At 50.9% G+C, this 24126-nt stretch carries 19 protein-coding genes; 12 read left to right on the top strand and 7 right to left on the bottom strand.

All coding sequences use genetic code 11. The features are described from left to right. Positions 1 to 20: 20 nt before the first annotated feature. Positions 21 to 1808 carry an SGNH/GDSL hydrolase family protein gene (locus SD10_RS04090; RefSeq protein WP_046375809.1) on the bottom strand — a complete coding sequence of 596 codons (1788 nt, stop codon included), beginning with the start codon at positions 1806 to 1808 and terminating at the stop codon, positions 21 to 23. A 270-nt stretch (positions 1809 to 2078) separates the two neighbouring features. Here SD10_RS04090 and yiaA point away from each other — a divergent pair, with 270 nt between their 5' ends. Continuing rightward, positions 2079 to 2477, top strand: a complete 399-nt coding sequence (gene yiaA, locus SD10_RS04095; RefSeq protein WP_046579019.1) for an inner membrane protein YiaA — start codon at positions 2079 to 2081, stop codon at positions 2475 to 2477. Between the two features lie 62 nt (positions 2478 to 2539). Here yiaA and SD10_RS28590 read toward each other — a convergent pair whose 3' ends face one another. The 3 genes from SD10_RS28590 to SD10_RS04110 form a co-directional block, all read right to left on the bottom strand. Then, positions 2540 to 5515: a tetratricopeptide repeat protein gene (locus tag SD10_RS28590; protein ID WP_052731063.1), complete on the bottom strand. Its 2976-nt coding sequence runs from the start codon at positions 5513 to 5515 to the stop codon at positions 2540 to 2542. A gap of 122 nt (positions 5516 to 5637) precedes the next feature. Beyond that, complete coding sequence (locus SD10_RS28595) at positions 5638 to 8640, bottom strand: ligand-binding sensor domain-containing protein (RefSeq protein WP_052731064.1); 3003 nt, start codon at positions 8638 to 8640, stop codon at positions 5638 to 5640. Between the two features lie 44 nt (positions 8641 to 8684). Continuing rightward, complete coding sequence (locus tag SD10_RS04110) at positions 8685 to 9461, bottom strand: LytR/AlgR family response regulator transcription factor (protein ID WP_046375810.1); 777 nt, start codon at positions 9459 to 9461, stop codon at positions 8685 to 8687. A gap of 247 nt (positions 9462 to 9708) precedes the next feature. Between SD10_RS04110 and SD10_RS04115 the strand changes: the two genes are divergently transcribed. From SD10_RS04115 to SD10_RS04160, 9 genes are all read left to right on the top strand, one after another. Then, positions 9709 to 10149, top strand: a complete 441-nt coding sequence (locus SD10_RS04115; protein WP_227699138.1) for a globin domain-containing protein — start codon at positions 9709 to 9711, stop codon at positions 10147 to 10149. A 165-nt stretch (positions 10150 to 10314) separates the two neighbouring features. Next, positions 10315 to 11244, top strand: coding sequence for a class I SAM-dependent methyltransferase (locus SD10_RS04120; protein WP_046375811.1), 930 nt, complete (start codon positions 10315 to 10317; stop codon positions 11242 to 11244). Between the two features lie 91 nt (positions 11245 to 11335). Further along, entirely contained in the window at positions 11336 to 12187 is an 852-nt protein-coding gene (locus tag SD10_RS04125; RefSeq protein WP_052731065.1) for a globin domain-containing protein, read from the top strand. A 226-nt stretch (positions 12188 to 12413) separates the two neighbouring features. After that, positions 12414 to 12650 (top strand): hypothetical protein, encoded by a 237-nt coding sequence (locus tag SD10_RS04130; protein WP_046375812.1) that lies wholly within the window; start codon positions 12414 to 12416, stop codon positions 12648 to 12650. A 682-nt stretch (positions 12651 to 13332) separates the two neighbouring features. Then, positions 13333 to 13695: a hypothetical protein gene (locus SD10_RS04140; protein WP_046375814.1), complete on the top strand. Its 363-nt coding sequence runs from the start codon at positions 13333 to 13335 to the stop codon at positions 13693 to 13695. Positions 13696 to 13812: 117 nt separating this feature from the next. After that, positions 13813 to 14397 carry a hypothetical protein gene (locus SD10_RS04145; protein WP_227699139.1) on the top strand — a complete coding sequence of 195 codons (585 nt, stop codon included), beginning with the start codon at positions 13813 to 13815 and terminating at the stop codon, positions 14395 to 14397. Positions 14398 to 14442: 45 nt separating this feature from the next. Continuing rightward, positions 14443 to 14700 carry a hypothetical protein gene (locus tag SD10_RS04150; RefSeq protein WP_046375815.1) on the top strand — a complete coding sequence of 86 codons (258 nt, stop codon included), beginning with the start codon at positions 14443 to 14445 and terminating at the stop codon, positions 14698 to 14700. A 35-nt stretch (positions 14701 to 14735) separates the two neighbouring features. Beyond that, positions 14736 to 14936, top strand: a complete 201-nt coding sequence (locus SD10_RS04155) for a hypothetical protein (RefSeq protein WP_046375816.1) — start codon at positions 14736 to 14738, stop codon at positions 14934 to 14936. Between the two features lie 93 nt (positions 14937 to 15029). Further along, the gene (locus SD10_RS04160) at positions 15030 to 15317 is read left to right on the top strand and encodes a hypothetical protein (protein WP_046375817.1); all 288 of its coding nucleotides are present in this window, start codon (positions 15030 to 15032) and stop codon (positions 15315 to 15317) included. A gap of 167 nt (positions 15318 to 15484) precedes the next feature. Here the strand turns inward: SD10_RS04160 and SD10_RS04165 are convergent, their stop codons facing one another. The 3 genes from SD10_RS04165 to SD10_RS29620 form a co-directional block, all read right to left on the bottom strand. Beyond that, a complete protein-coding gene (locus tag SD10_RS04165) occupies positions 15485 to 16624 on the bottom strand; it encodes a DKNYY domain-containing protein (protein ID WP_227699141.1) in 1140 nt (379 codons plus the stop codon). A gap of 46 nt (positions 16625 to 16670) precedes the next feature. Beyond that, complete coding sequence (locus tag SD10_RS04170) at positions 16671 to 18854, bottom strand: T9SS type A sorting domain-containing protein (RefSeq protein WP_082111510.1); 2184 nt, start codon at positions 18852 to 18854, stop codon at positions 16671 to 16673. Positions 18855 to 19020: 166 nt separating this feature from the next. Then, positions 19021 to 19158: a hypothetical protein gene (locus SD10_RS29620; RefSeq protein WP_158500539.1), complete on the bottom strand. Its 138-nt coding sequence runs from the start codon at positions 19156 to 19158 to the stop codon at positions 19021 to 19023. Between the two features lie 207 nt (positions 19159 to 19365). On the opposite strand from SD10_RS29620, the gene SD10_RS04175 reads away from it, so the two are divergent. Both SD10_RS04175 and SD10_RS04180 read left to right on the top strand, forming a co-directional pair. Then, entirely contained in the window at positions 19366 to 22521 is a 3156-nt protein-coding gene (locus SD10_RS04175; RefSeq protein ID WP_227699142.1) for a SusC/RagA family TonB-linked outer membrane protein, read from the top strand. An 18-nt stretch (positions 22522 to 22539) separates the two neighbouring features. After that, positions 22540 to 24093, top strand: a complete 1554-nt coding sequence (locus SD10_RS04180; protein ID WP_082111511.1) for a SusD/RagB family nutrient-binding outer membrane lipoprotein — start codon at positions 22540 to 22542, stop codon at positions 24091 to 24093. Positions 24094 to 24126: the final 33 nt, after the last annotated feature.

Consider the following 24126-nt stretch of genomic DNA (forward strand, 5'->3'; position numbering starts at 1 on the left):
TTCAACCAGCCAGCCTTCAGCTACTTCTTTCCGCCTTTCAAATACGGCCTTAGCGCTCCGGCCAGTCGTCGGTAGCCTTCGGCATTGGGGTGCAGACCGTCCGAGAATAAGGACTCGTCGACTTTGCCGTTAGGCTGCAGAAAAACAAAACCCGGTTGTACGAAGGCGGCATTTGCTTCGGTCGTCATTTGAGCAATGGCTTCGTTGAGGGTATCCACGCGGGTTTCGCCGTCCCGGCGGGGTAAAATACCCACCATCAGAACCTCGGCGGTGGGTTGGCGGGATTTAATGGCCTGAATCAGAAACTTGAGTCCCGCTACGATTTCGGCATCCGTGTTTAACTGAAGGTTGTTCGTGCCAATCATCAGCACCACCTGATCGGCTTTGTAGCCGTCCAGTTCGCCGTGGTAGACCCGCCACAACACATTCTCGATGCGGTCCCAGCCATAGCCCATATTTTGGGCGCCCAGCGGTTCCAGCACGCTGTTCCAGGAGTCAGCGCCGTTGATACGCGAGGCTTTGGGTTCTCCACCCCAGAAATGCGTAATGGAGTTACCCATGAAGATAATCCGGGGTGGTTTCGCTTTCAGGCGGGCCAGCATATCGCGGTGGCGGATTTCCCAGTCAAACGATCCGTCGCGGTATTGGGTGCGTGGCTTCATGGTCGAGCGGTCGCCCACGGGTTCGTTCAGTAGAGTTCGAATGGTTTTTTCGTAGGCGTCGGCATACTGCTGCATGCCCAAATCCGTCGGGTGTGTTCCGTCGACCATTGCATCCATATCCAGATTGATCTGCGACTTGGGCAGGAGGTAAATCCCGTTGATACCGTCTGCTTTCAACTGCACAAATGCCTGGTGCATCAGTGTGTTTACATCGCTGTAATATTGCTGGCGGATGGGGCTGATGCTGCCATCGGTATAACCCGCATGGTCGACTAGCAGGACAGGTATCGTTGGGCGTTTTTGCCGCAGCATTTTCACGGATTCCAGGATCCGGCTTTTGATGTCTTCGGGTTTGATCCCTACCGTGGCAATCAGATTCGGCAGGCAATCCAGCACATATAGGCTGGCATCGACCTGCGATACCAGATCGACGACTTCCTTCTCGAGCCGGCCGTTGCCCGAAAAACCCAGATTAATTAACGGCCGATCCAGTTTGCGCCCCAGAATTGCCGTCCAGGCCATGCCGGGCCGCGAGGCACAGGCACCCTGTGCAATGGACGTACCGTAAATAACCACTGGTTTTTCGAGCCGAACGGGCAATGGCGTTAGCGTCACGCCTTTCGGAACGCCGATTTCGAGCCACTGAACGGAGTTATACAAGGGCAAAAACAGGCGGTATTCCCGGCCTCGTTTGTAGGAGTCGTTTGGCTCAAGGTTGGCATACCGGTACTGTATCGTATCGCGGAAGGTGTATTTTCCGGCGGCCCACAGCCAGTCGCCATCGCTGTTCCCGGCGTACAGATCGACCCCGCTCACGCCCGTAGCAGGCATGTGTGGCAGTGCCTGCTGCTTGTTGCCCACCACATACCGGACAACCACCTGATCGGTAGTGGCCCGAAACCGGATCATCAGCCCCGCCGAGCTATGCGACAGGTTCCAAACTTCTTTGCGAACGGTTTTCTCGGCTATGGCTGGCAGACGGTCATAAGGATTTCGTATATCGTTGCCGGTCCAGGCCTGTCCTTCGATAACGGGAAAATCGTTTTTGGCGGGGTTCCACCATACGTACTCGACGGGCGTTTGGGCAACAGTAACCAGGCGGGTTGTACACGCCAGGAGAAAGCAAAGCATCCGCATTTTTTTCATGAATGGGCAGGGTAGGGCTTATCGATGGGTAAAAGAAGGTTGTAACCGCAGGGAGCTAAGATACAGTTTTTGTACTTGATCAGGCTCTACATAACTTATCCGCCGAATGTCGCGCTGTCTGGCGGCCGTCTTCCGGATAGCATACTAGACGACTCATAGTCAGCAGGATACGGTTCAACGGTCGAATACTAACCACTCACAAAAAAAATCTTGGAAAGTGCGCCAGTCAACGACCACTTTTACCCACTCATTTATTTCTACTACATCTTCATGAATCAGAAAACATCACCCGCCTTCGTTGGCGCTTCGTGGCTTGCTCTAGGAACTGGAATGTTCGGCTATTTAATCGGCCTTTGGCGGTCCGACATGCTCTTGAATGAAAAGGGCTTTTATTTCACGGTTTTAATGTTCGGTATTTTTTCGGTAGTCTCCGTACAGAAAAGCGTGAGAGACCGGCTGGAGGGACTACCCGTAACCGATATTTATTACGGAATCTGCTGGTTTTCAACCATTCTGTCCATCACGCTTCTGACCATTGGATTATGGAATGCGACCTTGCTGCCGAGCGAAAAAGGATTCTACGCATTCGCCTTTTTGTTAGGTTTGTTTGGCGCCATCGCTGTCCAGAAAAATACGCGGGATAATCAGGAGTTGCCAAAGAAAGACTGATCAGAGTTTGGGCAATCGCCGTAAGTAGCTTTCCTGGTCAAATTCGATAGGTTTCTCCAGGGCTAGGCCGGAGAGGAGAGCCTGCCCTGGTACTCGGTGGGTAATACGCCGAACTGATCCCGGAAACATTTGGCAAAATAAGACAGGGAGTTAAAGCCAACGGCATACGCTATTTCGGATACATTCCCCGATCGGCCGTCGAGGAGTTGGGCCGCTCGTTTTAGGCGCATGACCCGAATAAAATCGCCCGAGGCCTGTCCGGTCAGGGCCAGTAGCTTGCGGTGTAGTTGCATGCGGCTCAAGCCCACTTCCCGCCCGAATTGCTCGACACTGAATTCCGAGTTGTTTAAATTAGCTTCTACGATTGTCATAACTCGGGTCATGAATTTCTCGTCGGCTGAGGTAACGGTAATCTGGTTGGGTTGAATGCGGATTTCCCGGCTGAATCGCTCGTGCAGCTTCCGGCGATTCCTGATCAGGTTCTGCGCCCGGATCAGTAATTCCCGCGAATCGAACGGTTTGGTCAGGTAATCATCGGCTCCCGTTTCGAGCCCGGTTAGTCGCTTGTCCTGTGCCGATAGGGCCGTCAGTAGAATGAAAGGAATATGACTCGTACATTCATTTGATTTAATCTGGTGGCAAAGCGCAATACCATCCATATCGGGCATCATCCAGTCACTAATGATCAGGTCGGGTAAGTGAGTCTGTGCCATGGTTAACCCTGCGCGGCCGTTCTCGCCTGTCATTACCCGGTACTGAGTCTGCATCAAATTTCGGATAAATGTCCGTACATCCTCGTTGTCTTCAACAATGAGCAGCAACGGTCGCTCATCGTTGGCCTTGTTCATGGGTGATTCAGAATCAGGCCCGGGCGATACGGTCGCTACGAGTTGTTCTGCCGGAAGCCGTTCGGGTACGAATGGGTTGGTTGTCTCTTCGGCTAACGCGACGAACGGAAGCAGCACGACGAACCGGGCACCCGAACCAGCTTTGTTTTCGACCTGAATACGTCCCTGATGCAGGTCGACGATTTCCCGGACCAAAGACAGCCCAACGCCAGTTCCAGGTTGGCGGTCTGCCCGCGACGGAGTGCCCTGATAGAACCGCTCAAATATCCGCTCCGTCTGGTCTGGTGTAATACCGATACCACTGTCTTCGACCACGATCTGAACAAACGTAGCTTCATCGAGCGCTACCGGTTGGGCATATACCGTTATCTCACCACCATCGGGCGTAAACTTAAAGGCATTGGACAACAGATTCGTGATTACTTTTTCAAGTAAATCCGTATCGTAACTCACTGGCAGGCGCTCGGGTGACAGTTGCACCGAGAGGTGCATATGGCGTTGTTCAGCCAGTGACGAGAACAGGGAGACAACCACGCTTACTAGCGGTCGTATGTCATTGGTTTGTAGCCGTACGTCCAGCCGACCCGATTCAAGTTTCGACAAATCGAGTAATTGGTTAATCAGATGCAATAGCCGCTGTGCATTCCGGTACATAATGCTTACTTCCGTTTGGCGAATAACGGTTTCAGACGTTTCTGTCAGCAGATGAAGTTTTTCGCTCAGCGTACCGATAATGAGTGTCAGGGGCGTTCTGAACTCGTGGGTCACATTGGTAAAGAATCGGGATTTTGCCGCATCTAATTCCTGCAATTGACCGGCCTGAGCCGTTAGTCGGATGGCCTGGCTTTCCAGCAGATGCGTTTGGGTTTCTAACTGCTCATTTTTTTCGGCAACGACCTTACTTTGGGCCAGCAGCACCTGGTCATTTCGGATTTTCAGGCGCTGCCGACTCATGATCAACCCCGCAATAATCAGGGCAGCGAGCGAACCGAGACCCAATGCGTTACGCCACAGTCGGGATACCTCCTGTTCTTTTTTTAAGAGTTCAATTTCGGCCTGCTTCTTTTCGGATTCGTAGTCGGCCTGCACCCTGGCTATCTTTTTCGCACTCTCTCCGTTGAAGATAGAATCTTTCAGAACAACCCATTTTGACTGGAAGGCGTAGGCCTTGGCAAAGTCGCCGGTTTGGGCGTGTGCCGTTGCGAGACCTTTGTACACTTGCAGCCGGCCGTCTGGCTTGCCGAGTTGCTCGACCAGCGTGCGGGCTCTGTCAAAAAAAGAAAAACTTTCCCGCGCCCGTCCGGTCGCGAGCCTGATCTCTCCCAAGCCAATCAAGCTGGACACCATGCTGGCGGTGTAGTTAAACTGGGTCCCCACTGTTAAGGCCCGTTGTATAAACTGTTCGGCCCGGTCGTACTGCTGCATCCGGGAGTAGGTCTCGCCCAGGTTGTTGTCACAAATCACCAAGCCTTTTGGCTCATGTAAGGCGGCAAAGCGTGTCCGGGCCTGGTTCAGGTAGGTAATGGCTTTGGGATAGTCTTTTTTTAGCTGGTAGATCAGGCCGATATTTTGCAGCGTACCGGCCTGATTGCGGGGCTCGATACCGGCGCTTTTACGAAACGATTGCCAATAGTAATACAGCGCCTGGTCGTATTTTTCCTGGTATTTAAAAACAATTCCGATGTTATTGTAATTCAGGGCGACAGCCGCCTGATCGCCGATTTTTTCATTGACGCTGAGGCTTTTGAAATAGTAGGTTATGGCCTGCGCAAAATCGCCTAGCCCCCGTGCGCTTACCCCTAAATTGCTGTAGACCGCAGCAATGCCATTCTGATCGTTCAATTTCTCAAAATACGGTAGGGCGGTTTTCGACAGGTCGATTGCTGGCTGATACGCGCCCTGCGACCATTGGTAAACGCCCAGGCTGAGGTAACTTCGGCCGATGCCCCGCTGGTAGTTAAGCCGACGGGAAAGCTGCAGCGCCTGTTCAGCATACTGCTTTGCTTTTTTTGGGTCGTTGCTATAAAATAAACCGACGGCTTTATTTAACTGAATTACCCGATTGGTATCGGCAGGGGTTCGTTTAAGAAGCGTCTCCAGACTATCGCGCTTGCTCTGTTGTGCCACGGCCGAAACCGGCACGGCCACCACCAAAACGCCAAGAAGTACCAGGAAGAAAAGCTGTTTCATACAGGGAAGGGTCAACAAGCTGGAAAGGTATTCGCAGGGAGCACAAGTGCCGCAAAGAAATTAGGCATCGGTAAGGCGGGCATCATATTCGCAGGTAGCGCCTGCTCAGACGTAGGTTGTTCTTAGAGCAGTGGAATCGTAACCCAAAAGTGAGTAGCCGTTTCGGTTACGCTGATGTCTTGTCTACTCAGGTAACCATACAGCGATTTCAGACTGGCCAAGCCCTGTTTGTTGGATGTTTCGACGAATTCTTTTTTCTGTAGACTGTTCCTGACAAACAGCGTCTCCTGTTCGGTGTAAATCTGAATCTGTAGCGGACTCTCGTCATCAATAATGTTGTGCTTAATCGTGTTTTCCAGTAAGTTCTGGATCGTTACGGGAACAATCTGCCGGGTCAGGTATTCCGGATCAACGTTGATCTCGATCTGGAGCCCATCCCCGAAACGGGCCTTTTGCAGGTCGATATAACTCTGGGCGAAGGTCAATTCATCCTGAAGACTGACAAGCTCTTTATCTTTATTTTGCAGGATGTACCGGTAAATGGCCGATAGCTTTCGCAGAAATACCGATGCGTCTTTTGGTTTGATCAGGATCAGGCTGTTGAGCGAAGTCAGACTGTTGAACAGAAAATGCGGGTTCAGGTGGTTGATCAGGTTCTGATACTGAATCTGGGCTTTATCCCGTTCCAGCCGGGTCGTTTGCATCTGAAAGTGGTGAAGCCGGGCCGTTTGCCGAACGCGGTAGCGATAAAACAGATACGTCAGCGTCAGGACCAGGAAAAGCAGTCCGATCCGGAACCAGCGGGTGTTATAGAATGCCGAATTGACATGAATCGTCAATTTAGCTTCGGCGGTTTCTGTTTTTCCCGCCACCGCTTTCACCCTGAACGTATAATCTCCCCCCGGAATTTTGGTGTAATTGGCAACGGTTCGGGTGTCGGCCTTCACCCAATGATCATCGTAGCCGTCTAAGGTGTAAAAATACACGTACGTCTGTTGGGCACGGTTCAGCACGGAATAGCTGATACTGAAATTATTCTCGCTAACTCCCAGCTTAACCGTCGGGTTAGGCCCTTGAAGAGCGATGGCCGTGTCGGGTAAGGTGAGGGCACTGATCAGGACGTTGGTGGGTGTCGGCTGGCTATTGATTCGGCGCGGCATAAACTCAACCACATAATTTTTTAAGGTGGTGAGTATGTTGCCGTTTCGGAGGGGAAACATGTAGTTGACGTAACCAATGGTAGCTTCGTTGAGCGATAACGTGATGTTCTGGACCGACGATTGGGCCGGATTGATGATTGAAAACTTGTTGAAGGAGCCCATCCAGATATCCCCATACACATCGACAAAGGCGGATTTACACTCGTTTGAGCACAGGCCATCCTGCTCGGTCCAGGTGCGGAAGCTGGCCCGAGCAGGGTCAAACTCAACTAAGCCGCTCCCGGATACGGGCAGCCATAGCCGGTTTTTCGCATCGGCACTAAACGCAAAATGGTCGGTAAAGCCCGTCGTGTGCAACTGCCGTGTTGCCATTAAAAAACGCTGTTGTTTGGCCGAGAACCAGATAAATCCTTTCCCGTTGAGGTCAGCCCATAGCGTTCCGGCTTTATCGAAACTGGCAGAACAAACCCTGATTCTGGCCTTTCCCGTCTCAGTGGGTAGGTCGAAAATACGCCACTGGCCTGATGGCAGGTGATACCGAAAGATAGCATCACTGGTGCCAAACAACCAGAGCCAGTCGCCCTGCCGAACCAGGGTGCTAAAATCCTGGGCATGCGTCCTTACAACGGGCGGCAAGGGAAAAGGAGAAAACGTTCGGGTTCGTTTGTTAAAAATGACCAGTGATTTTGTTCGGCAAATGATCAGTTCGTCTTTCGTGCGGCCCGTAACCATCATTGGCAAGCCGAACCGATACTGATTCGGCTCCGTAATGGGTAGTTTGTAGGTCGCCAACCGGCTGGCGGCCGGGTCGTAAGAAAACAGTTCGTTATCGGCCGATAGCAGCCACCAGCTTCCGTTGGCGTCTTCCAGAAACGAGGTCAACCCCAGGCCATTGGCCAGGTCCGGGTGCTGGCGGGCCAGATTATGAATCTGGTAAAACGTCTTTCCCGGATTGGTATACGAGAGGCCGTTAACCGTACCGAACCAGATCGTGCCATCATTTTGCTGCCAGCCCGCCCAGAAAAAGTCGCTGGCTATGGATGTTTTCTGAGCAACGTCGTGAAAGAATTCCTGAGGCTTATACTGGTTCGCATCAACATAAAACATGGTGTATGTCCAGGAACTGACCCACAGGTTATGGCTTCGATCGACGACGACCGTACCCAGTGGGAAAGCCGACCGGCCTGTTCGGCTGGCCAGTGCTATGCGGTTGGTTATTTTCTTTTTCGATAGATCGTATACCAGAATGCGCTCGTCCGTATTGTCAGAAAAAATCAGTCGATTCGTACCATCTCGTGTTAAGGCTGACGTGTGGTGGTGAGAAAAAATAGGGAGTTGATCGGGGTTGTTGCGGTGATTGAGAAACTGCCCCGATTTGATATCCAGGTAATTAAGGCCATCTTTTTCCGACGTCAACCAGAGACCGTTGCGGTGCGGGTCTTCCAGTAGCCCGTTTTTGGTGATTGAGTTGCTGGAAATGGAGGCTGGATTCGCGGAATTATGGCTGAATGAAGTGAATTGATTGGTACGGGTGTCTAGCAAAAAGATCCCTCTGTTGGCACTGGAAAACCAAATGCCGCCCTGTCGATCGCACAAAATAGCCAGGCATTGGCCCAGGGCTTCATTGCCGGCGGTCTTGTGGTTATCAAACTGTCCTGTGCGGCTGTTATATCGGCTGATTCCATCGTCCGTAGCTACCCATATGGCCCCGGTTTTATCCTGGCATATCGCATGAACGATGTTATTTCCTAAGCTGGTCGGGCGCTGCCGGTCGGTTTTGAAAACGGTGAAATGCGTACCGTCATAGCGATTCAACCCGCCATAGGTGCCGATCCAGAGGAAACCATCGCGGTCCTGCATAAGGCAGTTGACAACGTTGTACGACAGGCCCTGCGCTTCCTGAATGTGTTGAAATTCGAGGGTGAGATTGGCTGGCTGGGCGGCCAGCCAATGGGATTCCAGCATCAGACAACTGCAAAAAATGAGCCATCGGAGGAGAGAAGTCAGGCTCATTTCTCCAGCCATTTCTTAAACGAAGGGGCTTTGTCGCGGCTAATGTCAATGGCAAACTGGTGATTGGGCGCCTTTAAGATGAGCTGCAACTTAAGATTGGCTAAGCCCTTCACACTCTGCACCGAATTAATATTGATGATACAGTGACGGCTCGCCCGGTAGAACTGGTCAGGGTTGAGCATGGACTCAATCTGGTCGAGCGTGTCGTAATCCAGAATGTACCGTTCGCTCGTGTTGGTTACCATAAAATTAAGCTCGTCGCGCATGATGTAGGCGATGTCCGCAATCCGAACAGGAACCCAACTGTTGCGGGCGTTTCCCAGAAAGTGTTCTTTATAGGTCGGTTTAAGCGCTGTTGGCGACATGTTGAGCGCAGCCATAAGTTTCTGCACATCGATGTCTAGCTTACCCGGCTGTTTAGTCAGGGAACGGGCCTTTGTAATGGCCTTTCGAAGTTCATCCCAGTCAACGGGCTTTAGGAGGTAGTCGATGCCGTTGACCTTAAAAGCCTGAATGGCATATTCATTATAGGCTGTGGTGAAGATGATGGGACAGGTCAGCTGGAACTTCTCGAAGATGGTAAAGCTAATGCCATCGGCCAGTTGAATATCCGCGAAAATCAAATCGGGTTCAGCGTTTTCGGCAAACCACCGCAAGGCCGTTTTTACACTGCCTACCGTGCCAACAATGGTAATGGTCGGATCGACTTCGGCAATGCTGGCCGTCAGTTCCAGCGCAACTAATTTTTCATCTTCAATGATCAGGGCATTCATGGCAGGACGTTTTTGGCCAGGGAATCTAGGGCAAATCTTTCATTTTCAGTAATCTATTCCAAGTTTTCGGTATTGAACCGTAGACAGAAGGACTTGAATGACGCAAATGGAGAAACGAATGGTAACGACGAGAGTCAAAGCGGGTAAGCCAAATTTTTACACGACTGGTAAGCGAAAACCAACGACTCGTACTGGAAAAATTGGCGGTAGGTACTTTTTTTTCAGTACTTTACTTCCGGCCTACGTTATGAATTACTTCGTTAACTATCGCTCTATGACAAATCAGCAACTCACACTCGTAAAACAAAGCTGGACGCTCCTGCGGGAGGTAGATCCCGCCATATTGGGCGACGTCTTTTATGGGCGTTTGTTTTTCAACTATCCTAACCTGCGACCGCTGTTTAAAGGGCCGATGGATAGACAGTACCAAAAGTTTATCGACATGCTTAGCATTCTGGTTGCCCGCCTGGACCGTCCCTATGCGGTGGAGCAGGAAATTAGCCAGCTAGGGCAAAGTCATGCCCAATACGGCATAAAGCCCGAACACTATGAACCTGTTAAAGACGCCCTGCTCTGGACTCTGGAACGGGGCCTTGGCAACGACTGGAACGACGATGTACGACAGGGTTGGATTGCTTGCTATGATAGGCTCACGAGGGCGATGCTCGGCCGCGAAAACAACTTATAGTGAATTAACTACGTTTCAACAGCCGAACCTGTGCATTCATCGTGAAATGTTTGATAAAGGCTCCTGAGATCAGCCAAATTTACAGCACAATCGTAAATAATCCGCCGAAATCTACTAGGCAGGCGGGCTTTTCTCCAACCCTTTATACCACAAACACAACAATTCATGGACGCTATTTCGTTTGCCCCTACCACTTCATTTCTGAAAGCTGAAATCGGAAAACTGGTTCGTCAGGGCGGGCCGGATGTTAAGGACTACCAGCGGGTCGACAACATGATGATTCGCCTGAGTAGCCAGGTCCGGTCCGGGCTAATGACCGATGAAGAACTCGCCAGCATTCGTACCGAATTTGGTACAACGTTATCGAACCGGACGATGCAGGGTTTCATGTTTAACAAACCCCACGGCTACGCTGGCGACTATGAAATTATTGAGCGGATGTATACCTGGCACATCAGCCCCGATCAGCAATACACAAAGTGGGATCTCTTCCTGCAAAATCATGCCGCCTGCCGGGCCGTTCGAAACCGTAAAACCTATTTTAAAGAGGTTGTTAGTGCGTACATGAAACGCCATAACCGGACCGAGATTCGGATGCTGAATCTGGCCAGCGGCCCCTGCACGGAATTAGCCGAGTTTATCGCCGAAAATCCGTCGTACCGAATCCGTACGGATTGCGTTGATCTGGACCGTAACGCCATTGCGTATGCCAAACAGAAATTTACGCAGCCTGCCGCCGACGTTCGGTTTATTCAGAAAAATGTCTTCCGGTTTATGCCCGATCAGCAGTACGATATCATCTGGTCGGCTGGGTTGTTCGATTATTTCAACGACCGGCAGTTTGTTCAACTGGTTAGTCGGTTTGCGTCATACCTGACAGTGAGTGGCGAACTGATTATTGGCAACTTCACCGACAATCATCCATCCCAATCGTATATGGACCTGGTGGCCTGGCCGCTCAACTACCGTACCCCTGCTCATCTAGCAAGTCTGGGCCAGGAAGCCGTCAATGCAGACTACTCGGTTCGCGTGGGTCAGGAACCCGAAAAAGTGAACCTGTTTTTGCATATCGAGCGCGGACCGAGCGGGTTGTAAGCTCATTGGTTGTTCCTTCCTCTTTTTATTCCGTTAATCTCTCCTCTCTTTATGACTGACTGGCGTATCGTCCAGTCAGTCACCTCTTGCCATGACTACCGACCAAAAACAGCTTATCAAAGCAACCATCCCCGTTCTAAAAGAAAGCGGCCTGTTGCTGACCACCCATTTCTACCAGCGTGTTTTTGCGCATAATCCCGAATTAAAAAACACGTTCAATATGGGCAATCAGCAAAATGGCCATCAGCCCACAGCGCTGGCAATGACTGTGCTGGCCTACGCGGAAAACATTGACGATCCGTCGGTCTTGTTGTCCGCCCTGAACCGCATCGCCAGCAGGCATACCAGCCTGGACATTCGGCCGGAGCATTACGATCTCATCGGCCGTCATTTGATTGCCTCCATTGGCGAAGTGCTCGGCGCAGCGGCCAGCCCGGCGCTGCTGGATGCCTGGACAGCTGCCTATGGGCAGTTAGCCAGCCTGATGATTCGTATCGAAGCGAAGTTGTATGCTACGCAGGTAACAAAACCGGGCGGCTGGACGGGCTGGCGCCCCTTTCTGGTTAACGCTAAACAGAACGAATCGAGTGGGGTTACTTCCTTTCGTTTGTACCCGGCCGATGGTGGCCCCGTAGCCGATCCTGGTCCGGGTCAATACCTCAGCATTCGCTTATTTATGCCAACGCTGAATTTGCTACAGTCCCGCCAGTTTACAATTTCCAACGCCCCGAATGGGCAGTATTACTGCATAACGGTCAAGCAGGCAGCGGGCAAAGACAGTAGTCTGAATGGACAGATCAACCGCCAGCTACTGGATGTTATTCAGGAAGGAGACCGCCTTGATGTAAGTTTATCCGGTGGGGCTTGTCCGATGGCTGCACCGGCCGGGGTGCCTACACGCCCGGCCTATCCGAGCGGTTGCCCTATGCACCAGATGGCCTGACTGGAGTGGGGCGCAATGCTTCCCTGGAGGCTGGGCCGCTCTGTTTTTAGTTGGTAGAATTTGCCCGAATTTTTGTCACAGAAAATTGCGATTATGGCGTTTTTTTGAGCTTTAAGGCCAATAAATCGTTAATTGTTACAGCCGTGCTGTAGAATGTTACGAGCCTGCTAACCCCTGCACATCGCTTCGCCGTACGTTTGTATCGTCCTTACCAAAAACGATAATCATGGAAAAGCGAAATGTATGCCGAACAGCCACAATCCTGTGTGCCCTTTTTGCCCTTGCCATTAGTGTTCGAGTAGATATGATTACCTGGCAGTGGCAGGAAGACAAACCGATGGGGGCAGCCCTGGGCATGCTCAGTATTATTTTTGCCTCGCAATGGGTCCACTACCAGAAGCGAATTGATTCAACGAAGGCACAATCCCGGTTTCCTGACTGGTTACGGCGCTTGCTACACTAGACGGCTTACTCACTTGATTCATGACCGACGTTACCTACACGCTAGACCTGGACAGGGAGACAACGGACGATTCGTGCGTCACCTGTGCACACTTTGAGTCTTATCTGGACCGCTACCAGACGTTATATGATCCGTGGGAATATGGGGTTTGCCTCGGTGCCCATGTCGCCGATAAGACCTTGCCTTTTGGTATTCGAATAATCTGTTCACTTCATGCAAAGAAGACACCGCCCATTTCTATAGAGTCAGTTCAGTCATGAATTTCGCTGGCTGTTCAGCCTGGTTTTGTCTGATAAAAGCTTTACGTATATAAGGGTACGTTATGATGGCTGGTAAGTTCTTTCTGTTATCAGCGTTTATAAACTGCCCGTTTTTTATTCCATAGCTGTTGGAATTCGTGAGGTCATAGTTAAGACTCTGGCCCCACGGGGAGGTTGTATTTTTCATAAAACGGTTCATCGTCAACTACGTACAACTGAACGGCTAAATGCCTACGACTGGTTGTAATATTTTTGAGGAACAGAGCCGGTTGCCCCACCTTCGCAGTCTCAAATGGACTTTCAATTAAGAGTGTCGCACGCTATAAACGGACGCTTCTCCTTCCTGTTTTCAACTGCGTACTATGGCGACCCTGTTTCATTAACGAATAAAACTAACTCCAATCAAGTATACGTTCACCCATATGGCAAACGAAAAAACGATCATCGACGAATGGTCCGTTAAGGATTTGGAAGATGGCTCTTCCCTGACCATCACGGTCGTAAACTGTACGGAACTGGGCAACCAGTCACTACCAGGCATTCAGGTGTTTTACATGGGTAACATCATTAATTACGAACCGCTTGCCACCGAGCGATGGGCTTATCAGGCCACAAAAGCAGACGTAACGGAGTATTTGCTGGAAGATAAATCGTGGATGGTTCATGCCGATCAGTTTGTGAAAAACTACCTGGTCCTTGGTTCACCCCTGAAAGCGAAAGTCGTCGTTAAAACCCGCAGTTCTAAAGAAATTACTAAAGAGTACGACCTACCCTTTGCCGTGTGAAGAGCCCGGCAATTTGCTCATTAAGGGCCGCGAATGCCACCGACCGCGGGTGATAGAATGAAACCCGGCTAGGCTTCCTGAATGAAGAGTTTGACAACAGATGTATTGAACAATACAATGCAGAGGATAAGCCTGTTTTTTACCTCGTTACTACTGATTAGTGCGGGCCTCGGATGTCATTCCGGGACCGGATCGGTTGTAGAGCAACCGCCCAAAGCGGAACTGACTGTAGTTACTGATTCTGTGGCTGCTACCCAGACCGTGTTGGCCTTTTTGAGTTGGTATAAAGCGCACATCGGAACCGCCAGCCAGATTCAATTGGTCGATCAGGAGCCGGGTAAACCTTATTCGGTCAATCTCAAAAATGGAGAACGCTATCTGGCTTATTTGAGAACCAGTAACTTGTTGACAGACAGTTACCTCAACGAGTGGCGGCTGTTCTTCAGGCAACGCAACGAAGGATTTAAGGCTAATCCGGAAGTTGAAGGGCCACCCACTGGATTCGACTACGACCTGGTGTTGCTAAATCAGGACGTCGATCAACAACTTGACTCGCTGAAATCGCTGAAGATAGAGAAGGTGACTGTGGCCGGGCCCCGTGCCAGGGTACAGTTTTCACTGCTTGGTATCTATGAGTTTCGGCTTGTTCGGCGTAACAACCACTGGCTGATCAATGAAATCCTAAACCTGAATGAGGAATAAGCTCGCTACACGCAAGCCAACCCGTTACTTCTGAATTCTAGACACATGATGAAACTAATTAGCCTGATTAGCTGGGCACTGACCAGTGGATGGAGCGCCTGCATGGTTTATGCGCTGATGAACAGAAGTCGGTATAATGATGCCGGTGGACGTGATCAGGAAACGGCCCTGATTGGCCTGGGAGTCTTTGTCCTTGTCGTATTGATTGTCCTGAACCTGCTGCCGTATTCATGGGCGAAAATCTGCGCCCTGGTCATCGGGATTTTACTCTTGCTGTTAGTCTACTATATCCAAACACACTGACCGTCTTCGTACCTAAATCACTTACTCGCTGACTCATGAAACACTTTGGCGTTGGGTTACTCGGGGCAATTCTCGGCTACATGATCGTAGCGGGAATCGGCTACTTCCTTATCCTTTATTTGTCTTCTAATAACCATGACCGGAAAATGGAGGCCAGCATGACCAGTATCTTTTTTCTGGGTCCCGTCGGTTTCGTTATCGGCTTTGTTGTGGGCTACTTCTGGTCCAGGAGCTGACGGCGGTTCCTTAAAGCAGTAAAGCGCTTTCTACAAACATTGCGTAATAAGCTCATAATAAAAAAATAGCATAGTTCGCGTCAGAATAAGCATATGAACGACTCGGTATCACATTGGTACAACGCGACCGCTCCATCCGTTCCAGACCCTTATGGCTTCTCCATTGTTGGCGAAAAGCGTGTTGAAGTCAAACCCGGAACATTCCTTTACTTTACCATCCTTCAACAGGCTAACGGTGACTTTTTGGTGCGCTGTGATCCGTCTGGACTGGCGGCTGCTAACCTCGAGTATAGAGAACGCACTATTTATGCACCACAGGCTCAGGCGATGCCTGCACAGGTGATCTGGAGTATTATTTTAGAAGGGGTAGTAGTACGGTAGGTATTGAACGAGATTTTGTCATCCCGGCGGAACCGTCGGGATGACAAAAACAACCTAATGCGTTTTCAATGAGCTGTTTGTGGTCATTATACACCAGCCATGCCAACCATACGGTCTGCTAAGTTCAGTCCGATACGCTACGTGATTTTCCAATTCGCCGTCTGGCTTCAGTCAGGCTTAACCAGCTTTCCTTCTTTGTATGAGTGGTGTTTGTCGGCCGCATCCCGGCCGGCCTCGTTGTCAACGAGCGCAAACGAAGCTGGGTCTGCTTTTTTTAACACCTTCCCGTTATAATAGACTTGTTTCGTATCTTTTGCATACCCGTACTCAAGAACCGTGAACGACGTTACGTCGGTGTCGGACAAGGAATTGTGTTTATAAAAAACGGTTTTAACATCCTGTGCGTAGAAATCCGGCAGCAATCGAAACGACGCTTTGTCCGCTTCGGCAATCAGGTTACCCTGGAAATAAATATGGGTATTGTCGGTGGCATAGTTGATTTCAGATTGGTCCCATTGCCTGAATGAAGCGGGGTCAGCGGATGGCAGGCGGTTGTTCTGGTAATAGACATTCCCCTGATCGGTTGCATAATACAGGCCGACAATCGTAAATGAATCCGGCTTCGCCAGGTTGATCCGTTGGATTGTCGACGTGGCCGATCCATCCATAAGCGTCGACGCGTAGTAAACGTGTTGGTTATCCTTTGAAAAGTTTCTGCTCAGAACGCTGAACGACCTTCCGCAACTACCAGCAATGGGCGTCAGATTGAAGTAGGCTGTTTGGTTGTCCTTCCCAAAGTTGTAATCGAGCGGCTGAAAAGACGCAATGTCCTTGACGGCAAATCCTGTCTCTTTATTATAGCATCGAAACTTGTCTTTCGCGTAGTCATCCTGGATCACTTCGAATGAGTTGGCGTCGGCGGCAGAAATCGGATGGATTACGTCCCTTCGTTTTGTTTCGAACAGCTTAAAATCAATGTAATTAGCGCAGTAAAAAACGGAGGCCTTATCTTTACCATACTGCTCATTAAGCGCCCTGAAGCTAGCCCCATCCGAACCAGTAAGGGCAATGCCGCGATAATACGCCCGGTTTTTATCGGCGGCAAACACGTCATTCAATGCATTAAACGAAGCGACGTCTGCCTCGCGAAGTCGGTAGTCTTTGTAATAGACAGATCCATTTTTGGTTTCATAACCCGACTTTTTACAGGAGACCAGGACTCCCAAACCGACCAGCGAAAGCAGGATGTGCAGTAGTTTCATAAATAACAAAGAGATCAGTTTGATAAACCGGAAGATGTCTGCCATTAATACGGTTGCGGTAGCGACTACTACGCGTCGCTACCTCGCAGGATTAGCGTTTTATCACGTTCAGCGTCTTGCTCTGTTCGGCCGTACTCACCTGCAACAGGTAGGTGCCTGGCTGTTGTTGGTCTAAACTCATTGGCTCCCGATGCTGGAATTCGCCCACGTTGATTTGACGATCCAGGATGGTGCGCCCCTGCAAATCGACCAGCCGCAGCCGAACGTCCTGCCCGCTGGCCCCGTCGATAGCAACCGTAAAATCATGCTCAACCGGATTGGGGTAGCTCACTGCCTGTAAACTCACCTCTGGTTGGGCTACGCCCTGTCGGCCCCGGCCACTGGCTACATCCCGATCGTCGGGTGACGTAATAACCGTTCCGGCAACACCCACGGCGACGAACTGGCCGGGGCCATGCGTCAGGCCGTAGAGGTGGGCCGGAACGGTAGACTGTCGGGCGGTCCAGCTAAAGCCATTGGGTGAGGTATAGAGCTTGCCATCAAGTGAAACCGCTACGAACTGCCCGTTGGCATACACGATATGGTTAAATCGGGCGGTTGGATCAGCCGTGTAGGTAAGCCAGCTTACCCCATTCAATGACCAGCAAACAAGGCCGTCGTACCCAACGGCTATCCACACCCCATTCCCATAAGCAACGCTCTTGATTTGCTTTTGGGTACCCGAGTTGCGGACTGTCCAGAAAACTCCGTTCGGTGAGGTAGCAATGGCGCCAAACTCACCCACCGCCACAAACAAACCATTGGCGTAAGTAATGCTATTATAGCTGGACGACTGTCCAATGGTCCCCTGACCCCAGGTTTTGCCGTCGAGGGATCTATACAAAAGCCCCTTCTCGCCGACAGCGATAAACCAGCCTCCTCCGTAGGTAACTCCCCGCAGGGTTTGCCCAAAGTTGACGCTGCTGTAGTTCCAGACTTTACCATCCGTTGAGGTCTGAATGATGGCGTCCTCGCCTACGGCGACAAACACACCCGCCCCAAAAGCGACGTCGTAAAAGCATTTGGCACCACCGACCAGGTGTATCGTTTCGCCAGCCCCATAATGCTGACCATCCGATGAGGTAAGTGCCAGATTGGAGCGGAGCGACCGATTTTCTTCGGACGGATATTCGCCCACGGCTACGTAGCGCCCGTTTCCATAGGCCGCCCCATATAAATTAAACTCTTTATCAACGATGGGCCATTTCCACGCTAGTCCAGTTGAGGAATAGCCGATACGGCCTTCTGCTCCCGCAGCCATAAATTGACCGTTGAGGTAGTGGACCCTGAGAAGAGTGAGTTCGGACCCCGACGAGCTGGCTGTCCAGTTTATACCATCTATTGATGTCAGTTGATCATTGTCGGGACCGCCAACACTAAGCACATATTTGCCGCTAATGGGGTTATAAAAAATGTCATTATAATAAATGTACTGCCCTTGTGGATAAATGACATTTTCTTGTTTCTTCCACGTTATTCCATCGGCTGAGGTCAGGATTATATTGAATAAACCGATACTTACCAGGGTTCCAGTCGGGCTAGCCGCTATCGAATACAACCTTTTATCGGTGCCTGATTGTTGCTCGGTCCAGATAATGCCATTAGGGGTTGTTCTGATCATTCCATCATCACCAACTGCCACAAAGCGATTACCTGCATAAACAATATCATTGAAATGGCTTGTGGTGCCGGTTGTCAGGGTTGTCCAGTGTGTGCCGTCAGCCGAACTGATGGCTGTACCTAACGGCCCAACGGCCATGAATAGGCCGCCACCGTAGGCAATCCCATGCAAGGTTGTACCTGTGCCCGAAACTTGCTTTACCCAGGTCAGGCCATCTACTGAAGTGATTATCTGTCCGGAAAGGCCCACTGCGACGAACAGGTTTTTTGCATAAATAACCCGGCTTAGCCAAGTATTTGGTGGTGATTGCGAACCATCTGCCTGGGTTTTCCAGGCAATCCCGTCGGTAGATACCCGAATCAGTCCCTTCTCTCCGACCGCTACGTATCTGCCCGCCCCATAAGCTATATCAGATATATCTATGCTTTGGCGTTTCTGGTCCTGCTGTGTCCACTTTATTTGTGCGAAGCCAGGCAGTGCTAATCCTAGCAGACTGATAAGCCAAAGGTAATAGACCCGAAGGCGGTTAAGTATAATGTGTTTGCTTCTGGCAGACAAGGGTAAAAAGAGAGGTTTTACCAAAATGGCGGGATGAGTTGGTTGTGTGTGTGTCATCGTGAAGAATTCGTAAAAGAAAGACCATCGGCTAGAGCCGTATGATCTGGCTGGCAGATGGATGGGACGAAGGTGGGGGATGACGACCCGGCCGCCCAAAACTTTTTGAATGAGTCGTGCGATTTAGTGAGTTGAAGCGTCGCGGGTGGCCATTGAGTGGTTTAGATTACCTCGCATCAGCACAGCGTACCGTCGTTCCCGGGTAGCTGATTTCCGTACCGTTGTGAAACGTAATCATCGGCGTTTCTTCAGGGGCTCCGATAGGCGCAATGCCCGCACTAGTAGCCAGCATGTCAATCTGCATACCGGCAATAGTTGTGTAGCGCGACTACTGTAGATTGGCATTAAAGAAAGGTTAAATAAGGAGGATAGTTTATAAATTTTTTGATTAATGCGTGTATGTTGGTTTTAAATTTTGCATTTTGCCGTTAAATAGATATTTTCTCTTTTATTCTATTGTTCATTTTTTAACCTCAGCTATACTATGCTTAAACACTTACTTTGCTGTTTTTTGTTAGTACTTGCAGCAACCGGGCCACTCTGGGCGCAGACCCGGCAAATAACGGGTACGCTGCGTGATGAGCAGGGCCAGGCTATATCTGGCGCAAACGTAGTCATCAAAGGAACGACACGTGGTACAACAACCGATGCCGCTGGTGACTTTAGATTATCGGTGCCTAATGAAGCCACTACCCTGACCGTCTCTTCTGTAGGTTACACAGCGAAAGATGTTCCGGTGTCGTTGAGCCAGACGCAACTCACGGTGACGCTGGCCGCTGATGATCGGCAGTTGGGCGAAGTAGTCGTAACGGCCCTTGGTATCAAACGGGAAGCCAAAGCGCTGAGCTATGCTACCCAGATGATCAAACCCGCTCAGATCAACGAAGTTCGCGATGGTAACGTGCTGAACACCCTGCAAGGCAAAATTGCGGGAGCGTATATCACCCAGGGTTCGGGTGGGCCCGGAACGGGTTCCCGGATCGTACTGCGCGGAAACCGCTCCATTCAGGGTACCAACAATGCCCTGATGGTTGTGGACGGCGTTCCGATCAACAACAGCACGTTTGGGCAGGCCACCAGCGACTTTGGTAGTGTTGCCAACTCGGATGGCGCTTCGAACATTAACCCCGACGACATTGAGAACGTGACGGTGCTGCGCGGTGCGTCGGCAGCCGCTCTTTATGGTAGTCAGGCTGCCAACGGGGTCATCCTGATCACCACAAAACGCGGTAAAGCGGGTAAGGTAACGGTCGATGTGAACTCCGGTGTGTCGGTCGATAAACCGTTTGCGTTGCCATTCGTACAGAATCAGTACGGACAGGGCGTAGGTGGCAAATTAGATCCGGCTGCTGGGGCCAGCTGGGGTGCGGCCATGACCGGTCAGGCCTACACAAACTACCTGGGCCAGCCGGATACCTATTCGGCACAGCCTAATAATATTCGGGATTTCTTCCGCACGGCGGTTAGTTTCAACAACTCCATCGGAATCACAGGGGGATCGGAGCGGTCACAAACGTATCTGTCCTACACCAATAATTCGTTGCAGGGAACCGTGCCGGGCAATGACCTGACCCGCCATACCATTAACCTGCGCTTATCGAATCAGATCAGCTCGAAGCTGTCGACCGATGCCAAAGTGACGTACATTAATCAGGCCGTGATAAACAAACCACGGACAGGTGAAGAAAACGCGCCGGTCATCGACCTGTACCAGATTCCCCGTAACATTAGCCTGAGCACGGCCCAGAACTACGCAGCGCCTAATGCCTTTAATCAGCCAACGCCAACAGCCTGGCCATCCACGCTGAATTCTATCTACCAGAATCCATACTGGATGACCAATCAGACGGCCATCAACCAGTATCGGGATCGGGTCATCGGGTTCGTGCTGGCCAAGTACCAACTGACCGATTTTCTGAGTATTCAGGGCCGGGCTAACCTGGATAAGTATTTCGATAAGAATGAAGAAAGCTATTCGCAGGGCACAATTTTGTGGGCCAATCAGGCGGGTGGTAAATTCTCCCGGAATAATATCGTAAACACCCAAAGCTGGTATGACCTGTTGATCGAAGGGAAAAATAAACTCGGGCCTGACTTTACGCTCGATTATCAGGCGGGGGCTATTATTCAGAATATCCGTTATCAGTCTACCAATGCCATCGCGGACGGCCTGAACGTACCTAATAAGTTTAACCTGAACTTTGGTACAAATCAAAGCCTGACCGATGACTTGACCCGTGTGCAGACGCAGTCCCTGTTCGGGCAGGCATCGCTGGCCTGGCGGGATGCTATTTTCGTGAACGCCAGCTTACGGAACGACTGGTCGTCTACATTACCAAAACCGTATTCGTTCCAGTATCCATCCGTCGGCGCTTCGGTTGTTTTGTCGGATCTGCTTAAACTCTCCGGTCCGCTGTCGTTCCTGAAAATAAACGGTTCCTTTGCCCAGGTGGGTAATGCGGCCGATGCCTATCTGTTGCAGACCAACTATTCCTATTCGCAGGGGGCTGGGTCTGGGTTTATTAGCCGGGATGGTACGCAGGCTATCGGTAATCTGAAACCTGAGATTACGAAAAGTGTGGAAATTGGGATTGATGCCCGATTCTTCAACAACCGGCTTGGGGCAACGGTTACAGCCTACAAAACCAATTCGATCAACCAGTTGCTGAAACTTGGTTTGGCTCCGGCATCCGGGTTCAAGGACCAGTACATCAACGCAGGTAATATTCGTAACATGGGCCTTGAGGTCGTTATCAATGGAACGGCCATCAAAACCGATCGTTTCACCTGGGACCTGACGCTGAACATGGGCCTGAACCGAAACAAAATCCTCAGCCTGTCGCCTGATATTAAAACGTCGTTTCTGTCAGGGGGCTTTGGCCGGTCGGCATCACCAATTGTGGCAGAGGGCGGTTCATACGGTGATATCGTGTCTTTACGTTGGGCAAAAGACCCTGCCACAGGTCAATATCTGATTGGTTCTCAGTCAAGTAGCCCGACCGTTACAGAAGCCTCTGTTTCGTCTACCGGCTTGCCTGTTATTACAACGGATCAACAGCTCATTGGTAATTTCAACCCAAAAATGCTCCTGGGCTTTACCAACTCGTTCACGTATAAAGGCTTTTCACTCCGCTTCCTGATCGATGCCCGCCTAGGTGGTATTGCCGTATCGGGTACCGAAATGAACCTGGCGTTCAGCGGAATTCCAGAAGTGACAGCCCAAAAGCGTGATGGTGGCTGGGTACTGCCGGGTGTTACCGCTGGTGTAGCCGGCGTAGATGGTGTGACGAAAATTGGGGCCGGAAAAGCTAATTCGACAGCCATTACGGCTGAGCAATTCTGGCAAACTGTGTCGGGTAAACGCTATGGCGCAGGTGAGTTCTTCGCCTATGATGCTACCAACGTTCGCCTGCGGGAAGTGTCAATTGGCTACGGTATTCCGGTGCCTTCCAATTTCTTCATCAAATCAGCCCGGTTGTCGTTTGTGGCCCGCAACTTATTCTGGTTTTACCGGGGTAGCTCTATTCTGGACATTCCAGGCCTTGGCAAACGGAAGATGTGGTTTGATCCCGATGTCAACATCAGTAATGGTAACTTCCAGGGTGTTGAATACGGTACGCTGCCGTCGAACCGGAGCCTGGGTCTGAATCTGAAACTTTCTTTTTAATCTGAAACTATCGTCACTATGACATCCTATAAAGCGATATTACGGCAGACAGTTGTGGCGGCCTGCCTTTCGGCTCCGTTGTTCTGGGCTGTTGGTTGTACCAAGAATTTCGACGAGATCAACACCAACCAAACCAAGATAACCATTATTGGCGCGGGCGAGATTCCGTACCTGTTTTCGAAAGCGCAGTCAGCCGCAACACTCCCTGGTGGTAATTACCAGGTTGGACAAAACCTCTTTTCCGATCAGTATGCGCAGTATTTTGCCTGCGTCGCCACGTATTTCCCCTCCGATCGGTTTGTGATTCGGATGGATTGGCTGGGTGGTCCCTGGACAGCACAGTACACGGAGGTCGTTCCCCAGTTGAAAACCATCCTGGCTAGCACAGACGCCAAGTCGGCGGAAAATGCGCTGGCAAATGTTTGGTGGGTATATTCGTTCCACCGTTGGACGGATTACGTGGGGCCGATTCCTTACTTCAAAGCAGGTGAGCCAGCAACATCGGTAGCGTATGATGCACAGGACAAAATCTACGATGATTTCTTCAAGCGGTTGGCCGCTGCCACAACGGTGCTGAAAGCCAAAACGTCTGAGAAACCGTATGGTGATTATGACCTCATTTACAAAGGCGACGTAAATAAATGGATCAAATTCGCCAACACGCTCCGGCTCCGGCTGGCGTTGCGGATTTCGAAAGTGGATCCTGCCCGTGCGAAAACGGAAGCTGAGGCAGCCGTCGCGGGTGGCGTACTGACCACCAGTCCCGACGACGACGCGCTGGTGGCACGTAGCACCAAAGGCGGTGACAACAACGGGTTGGCCATCATGTCGGACTGGAACGAGTTTCGGATGAGTGCCGCTATGGAATCGGTGCTGAAAGGCTACGATGATCCACGCCTGCCAACGTACTTCCTGCCTGCGGTGAAAACCAATACGTATGAGGGCTTGCGCAACGGTCTGGCAACAACCCAGTTAACGGACCCCGTCAATACCGCTGATTATAACTCACACGTTGGACAGCGCTGGACATCAACCGGCCTGGGAACGGCTCAGAACGTAATGGCGACCGCCGAGGCTTATTTCCTGATGGCCGAAGGCGCGCTGAATGGCTGGGCTATGGGCGGAACAGCGAAGGACTTTTACAATAAAGGCATCGCGATGTCATTGACCCAGTGGGGAGTTACGAGTGCTGCGGCTATCAGTGCCTATCAAACCAGCACGAAAACGCCGGTGGCGCCGAACGATTACCTTAAATCGGCTCCATTAAGCAATATCCCGGTTGCCTGGGGAAGTACGGAAGCTATTCAGCGGGAGCAGATTGGCACGCAGAAATGGCTGGCTATTTTCCCCGATGGGTTTGAAGGCTGGGCCGAATACCGCCGGACGCGCTTTCCAAAATTATACCCGGTTGCCAACTCCGACAACCCCGATATTCCGGCTGGTGGCGTGCTGCGTCGAATTCCGATTCTGCTGGTTGAGCAGCAAACCAACGCAGTAGAGGCTAAGAAAGCTGAATCGCTCATTGGCGGTCCAGACAAGGTGACGACGCCCTTATGGTGGGATAAAAACTAAATTTTCTTAACCGCAAAGGGCGCAAAGGAAACC

Source organism: Spirosoma radiotolerans (genome assembly GCF_000974425.1).
Classification (GTDB): Bacteria; Bacteroidota; Bacteroidia; order Cytophagales; family Spirosomataceae; genus Spirosoma; species Spirosoma radiotolerans.

Bases quoted from the DNA above. Each gene is read 5' to 3' on its own strand.
- SD10_RS04090 (WP_046375809.1), bottom strand. From the start codon at position 1,808: ATGAAAAAAATGCGGATGCTTTGCTTTCTCCTGGCGTGTACAACCCGC.
- yiaA (WP_046579019.1), top strand. From the start codon at position 2,079: ATGAATCAGAAAACATCACCCGCCTTCGTTGGCGCTTCGTGGCTTGCT.
- SD10_RS28590 (WP_052731063.1), bottom strand. From the start codon at position 5,515: ATGAAACAGCTTTTCTTCCTGGTACTTCTTGGCGTTTTGGTGGTGGCC.
- SD10_RS28595 (WP_052731064.1), bottom strand. From the start codon at position 8,640: ATGCTGGAATCCCATTGGCTGGCCGCCCAGCCAGCCAATCTCACCCTC.
- SD10_RS04110 (WP_046375810.1), bottom strand. From the start codon at position 9,461: ATGAATGCCCTGATCATTGAAGATGAAAAATTAGTTGCGCTGGAACTG.
- SD10_RS04115 (WP_227699138.1), top strand. From the start codon at position 9,709: ATGAATTACTTCGTTAACTATCGCTCTATGACAAATCAGCAACTCACA.
- SD10_RS04120 (WP_046375811.1), top strand. From the start codon at position 10,315: ATGGACGCTATTTCGTTTGCCCCTACCACTTCATTTCTGAAAGCTGAA.
- SD10_RS04125 (WP_052731065.1), top strand. From the start codon at position 11,336: ATGACTACCGACCAAAAACAGCTTATCAAAGCAACCATCCCCGTTCTA.
- SD10_RS04130 (WP_046375812.1), top strand. From the start codon at position 12,414: ATGGAAAAGCGAAATGTATGCCGAACAGCCACAATCCTGTGTGCCCTT.
- SD10_RS04140 (WP_046375814.1), top strand. From the start codon at position 13,333: ATGGCAAACGAAAAAACGATCATCGACGAATGGTCCGTTAAGGATTTG.
- SD10_RS04145 (WP_227699139.1), top strand. From the start codon at position 13,813: ATGCAGAGGATAAGCCTGTTTTTTACCTCGTTACTACTGATTAGTGCG.
- SD10_RS04150 (WP_046375815.1), top strand. From the start codon at position 14,443: ATGATGAAACTAATTAGCCTGATTAGCTGGGCACTGACCAGTGGATGG.
- SD10_RS04155 (WP_046375816.1), top strand. From the start codon at position 14,736: ATGAAACACTTTGGCGTTGGGTTACTCGGGGCAATTCTCGGCTACATG.
- SD10_RS04160 (WP_046375817.1), top strand. From the start codon at position 15,030: ATGAACGACTCGGTATCACATTGGTACAACGCGACCGCTCCATCCGTT.
- SD10_RS04165 (WP_227699141.1), bottom strand. From the start codon at position 16,624: ATGGCAGACATCTTCCGGTTTATCAAACTGATCTCTTTGTTATTTATG.
- SD10_RS04170 (WP_082111510.1), bottom strand. From the start codon at position 18,854: ATGACACACACACAACCAACTCATCCCGCCATTTTGGTAAAACCTCTC.
- SD10_RS29620 (WP_158500539.1), bottom strand. From the start codon at position 19,158: ATGCAGATTGACATGCTGGCTACTAGTGCGGGCATTGCGCCTATCGGA.
- SD10_RS04180 (WP_082111511.1), top strand. From the start codon at position 22,540: ATGACATCCTATAAAGCGATATTACGGCAGACAGTTGTGGCGGCCTGC.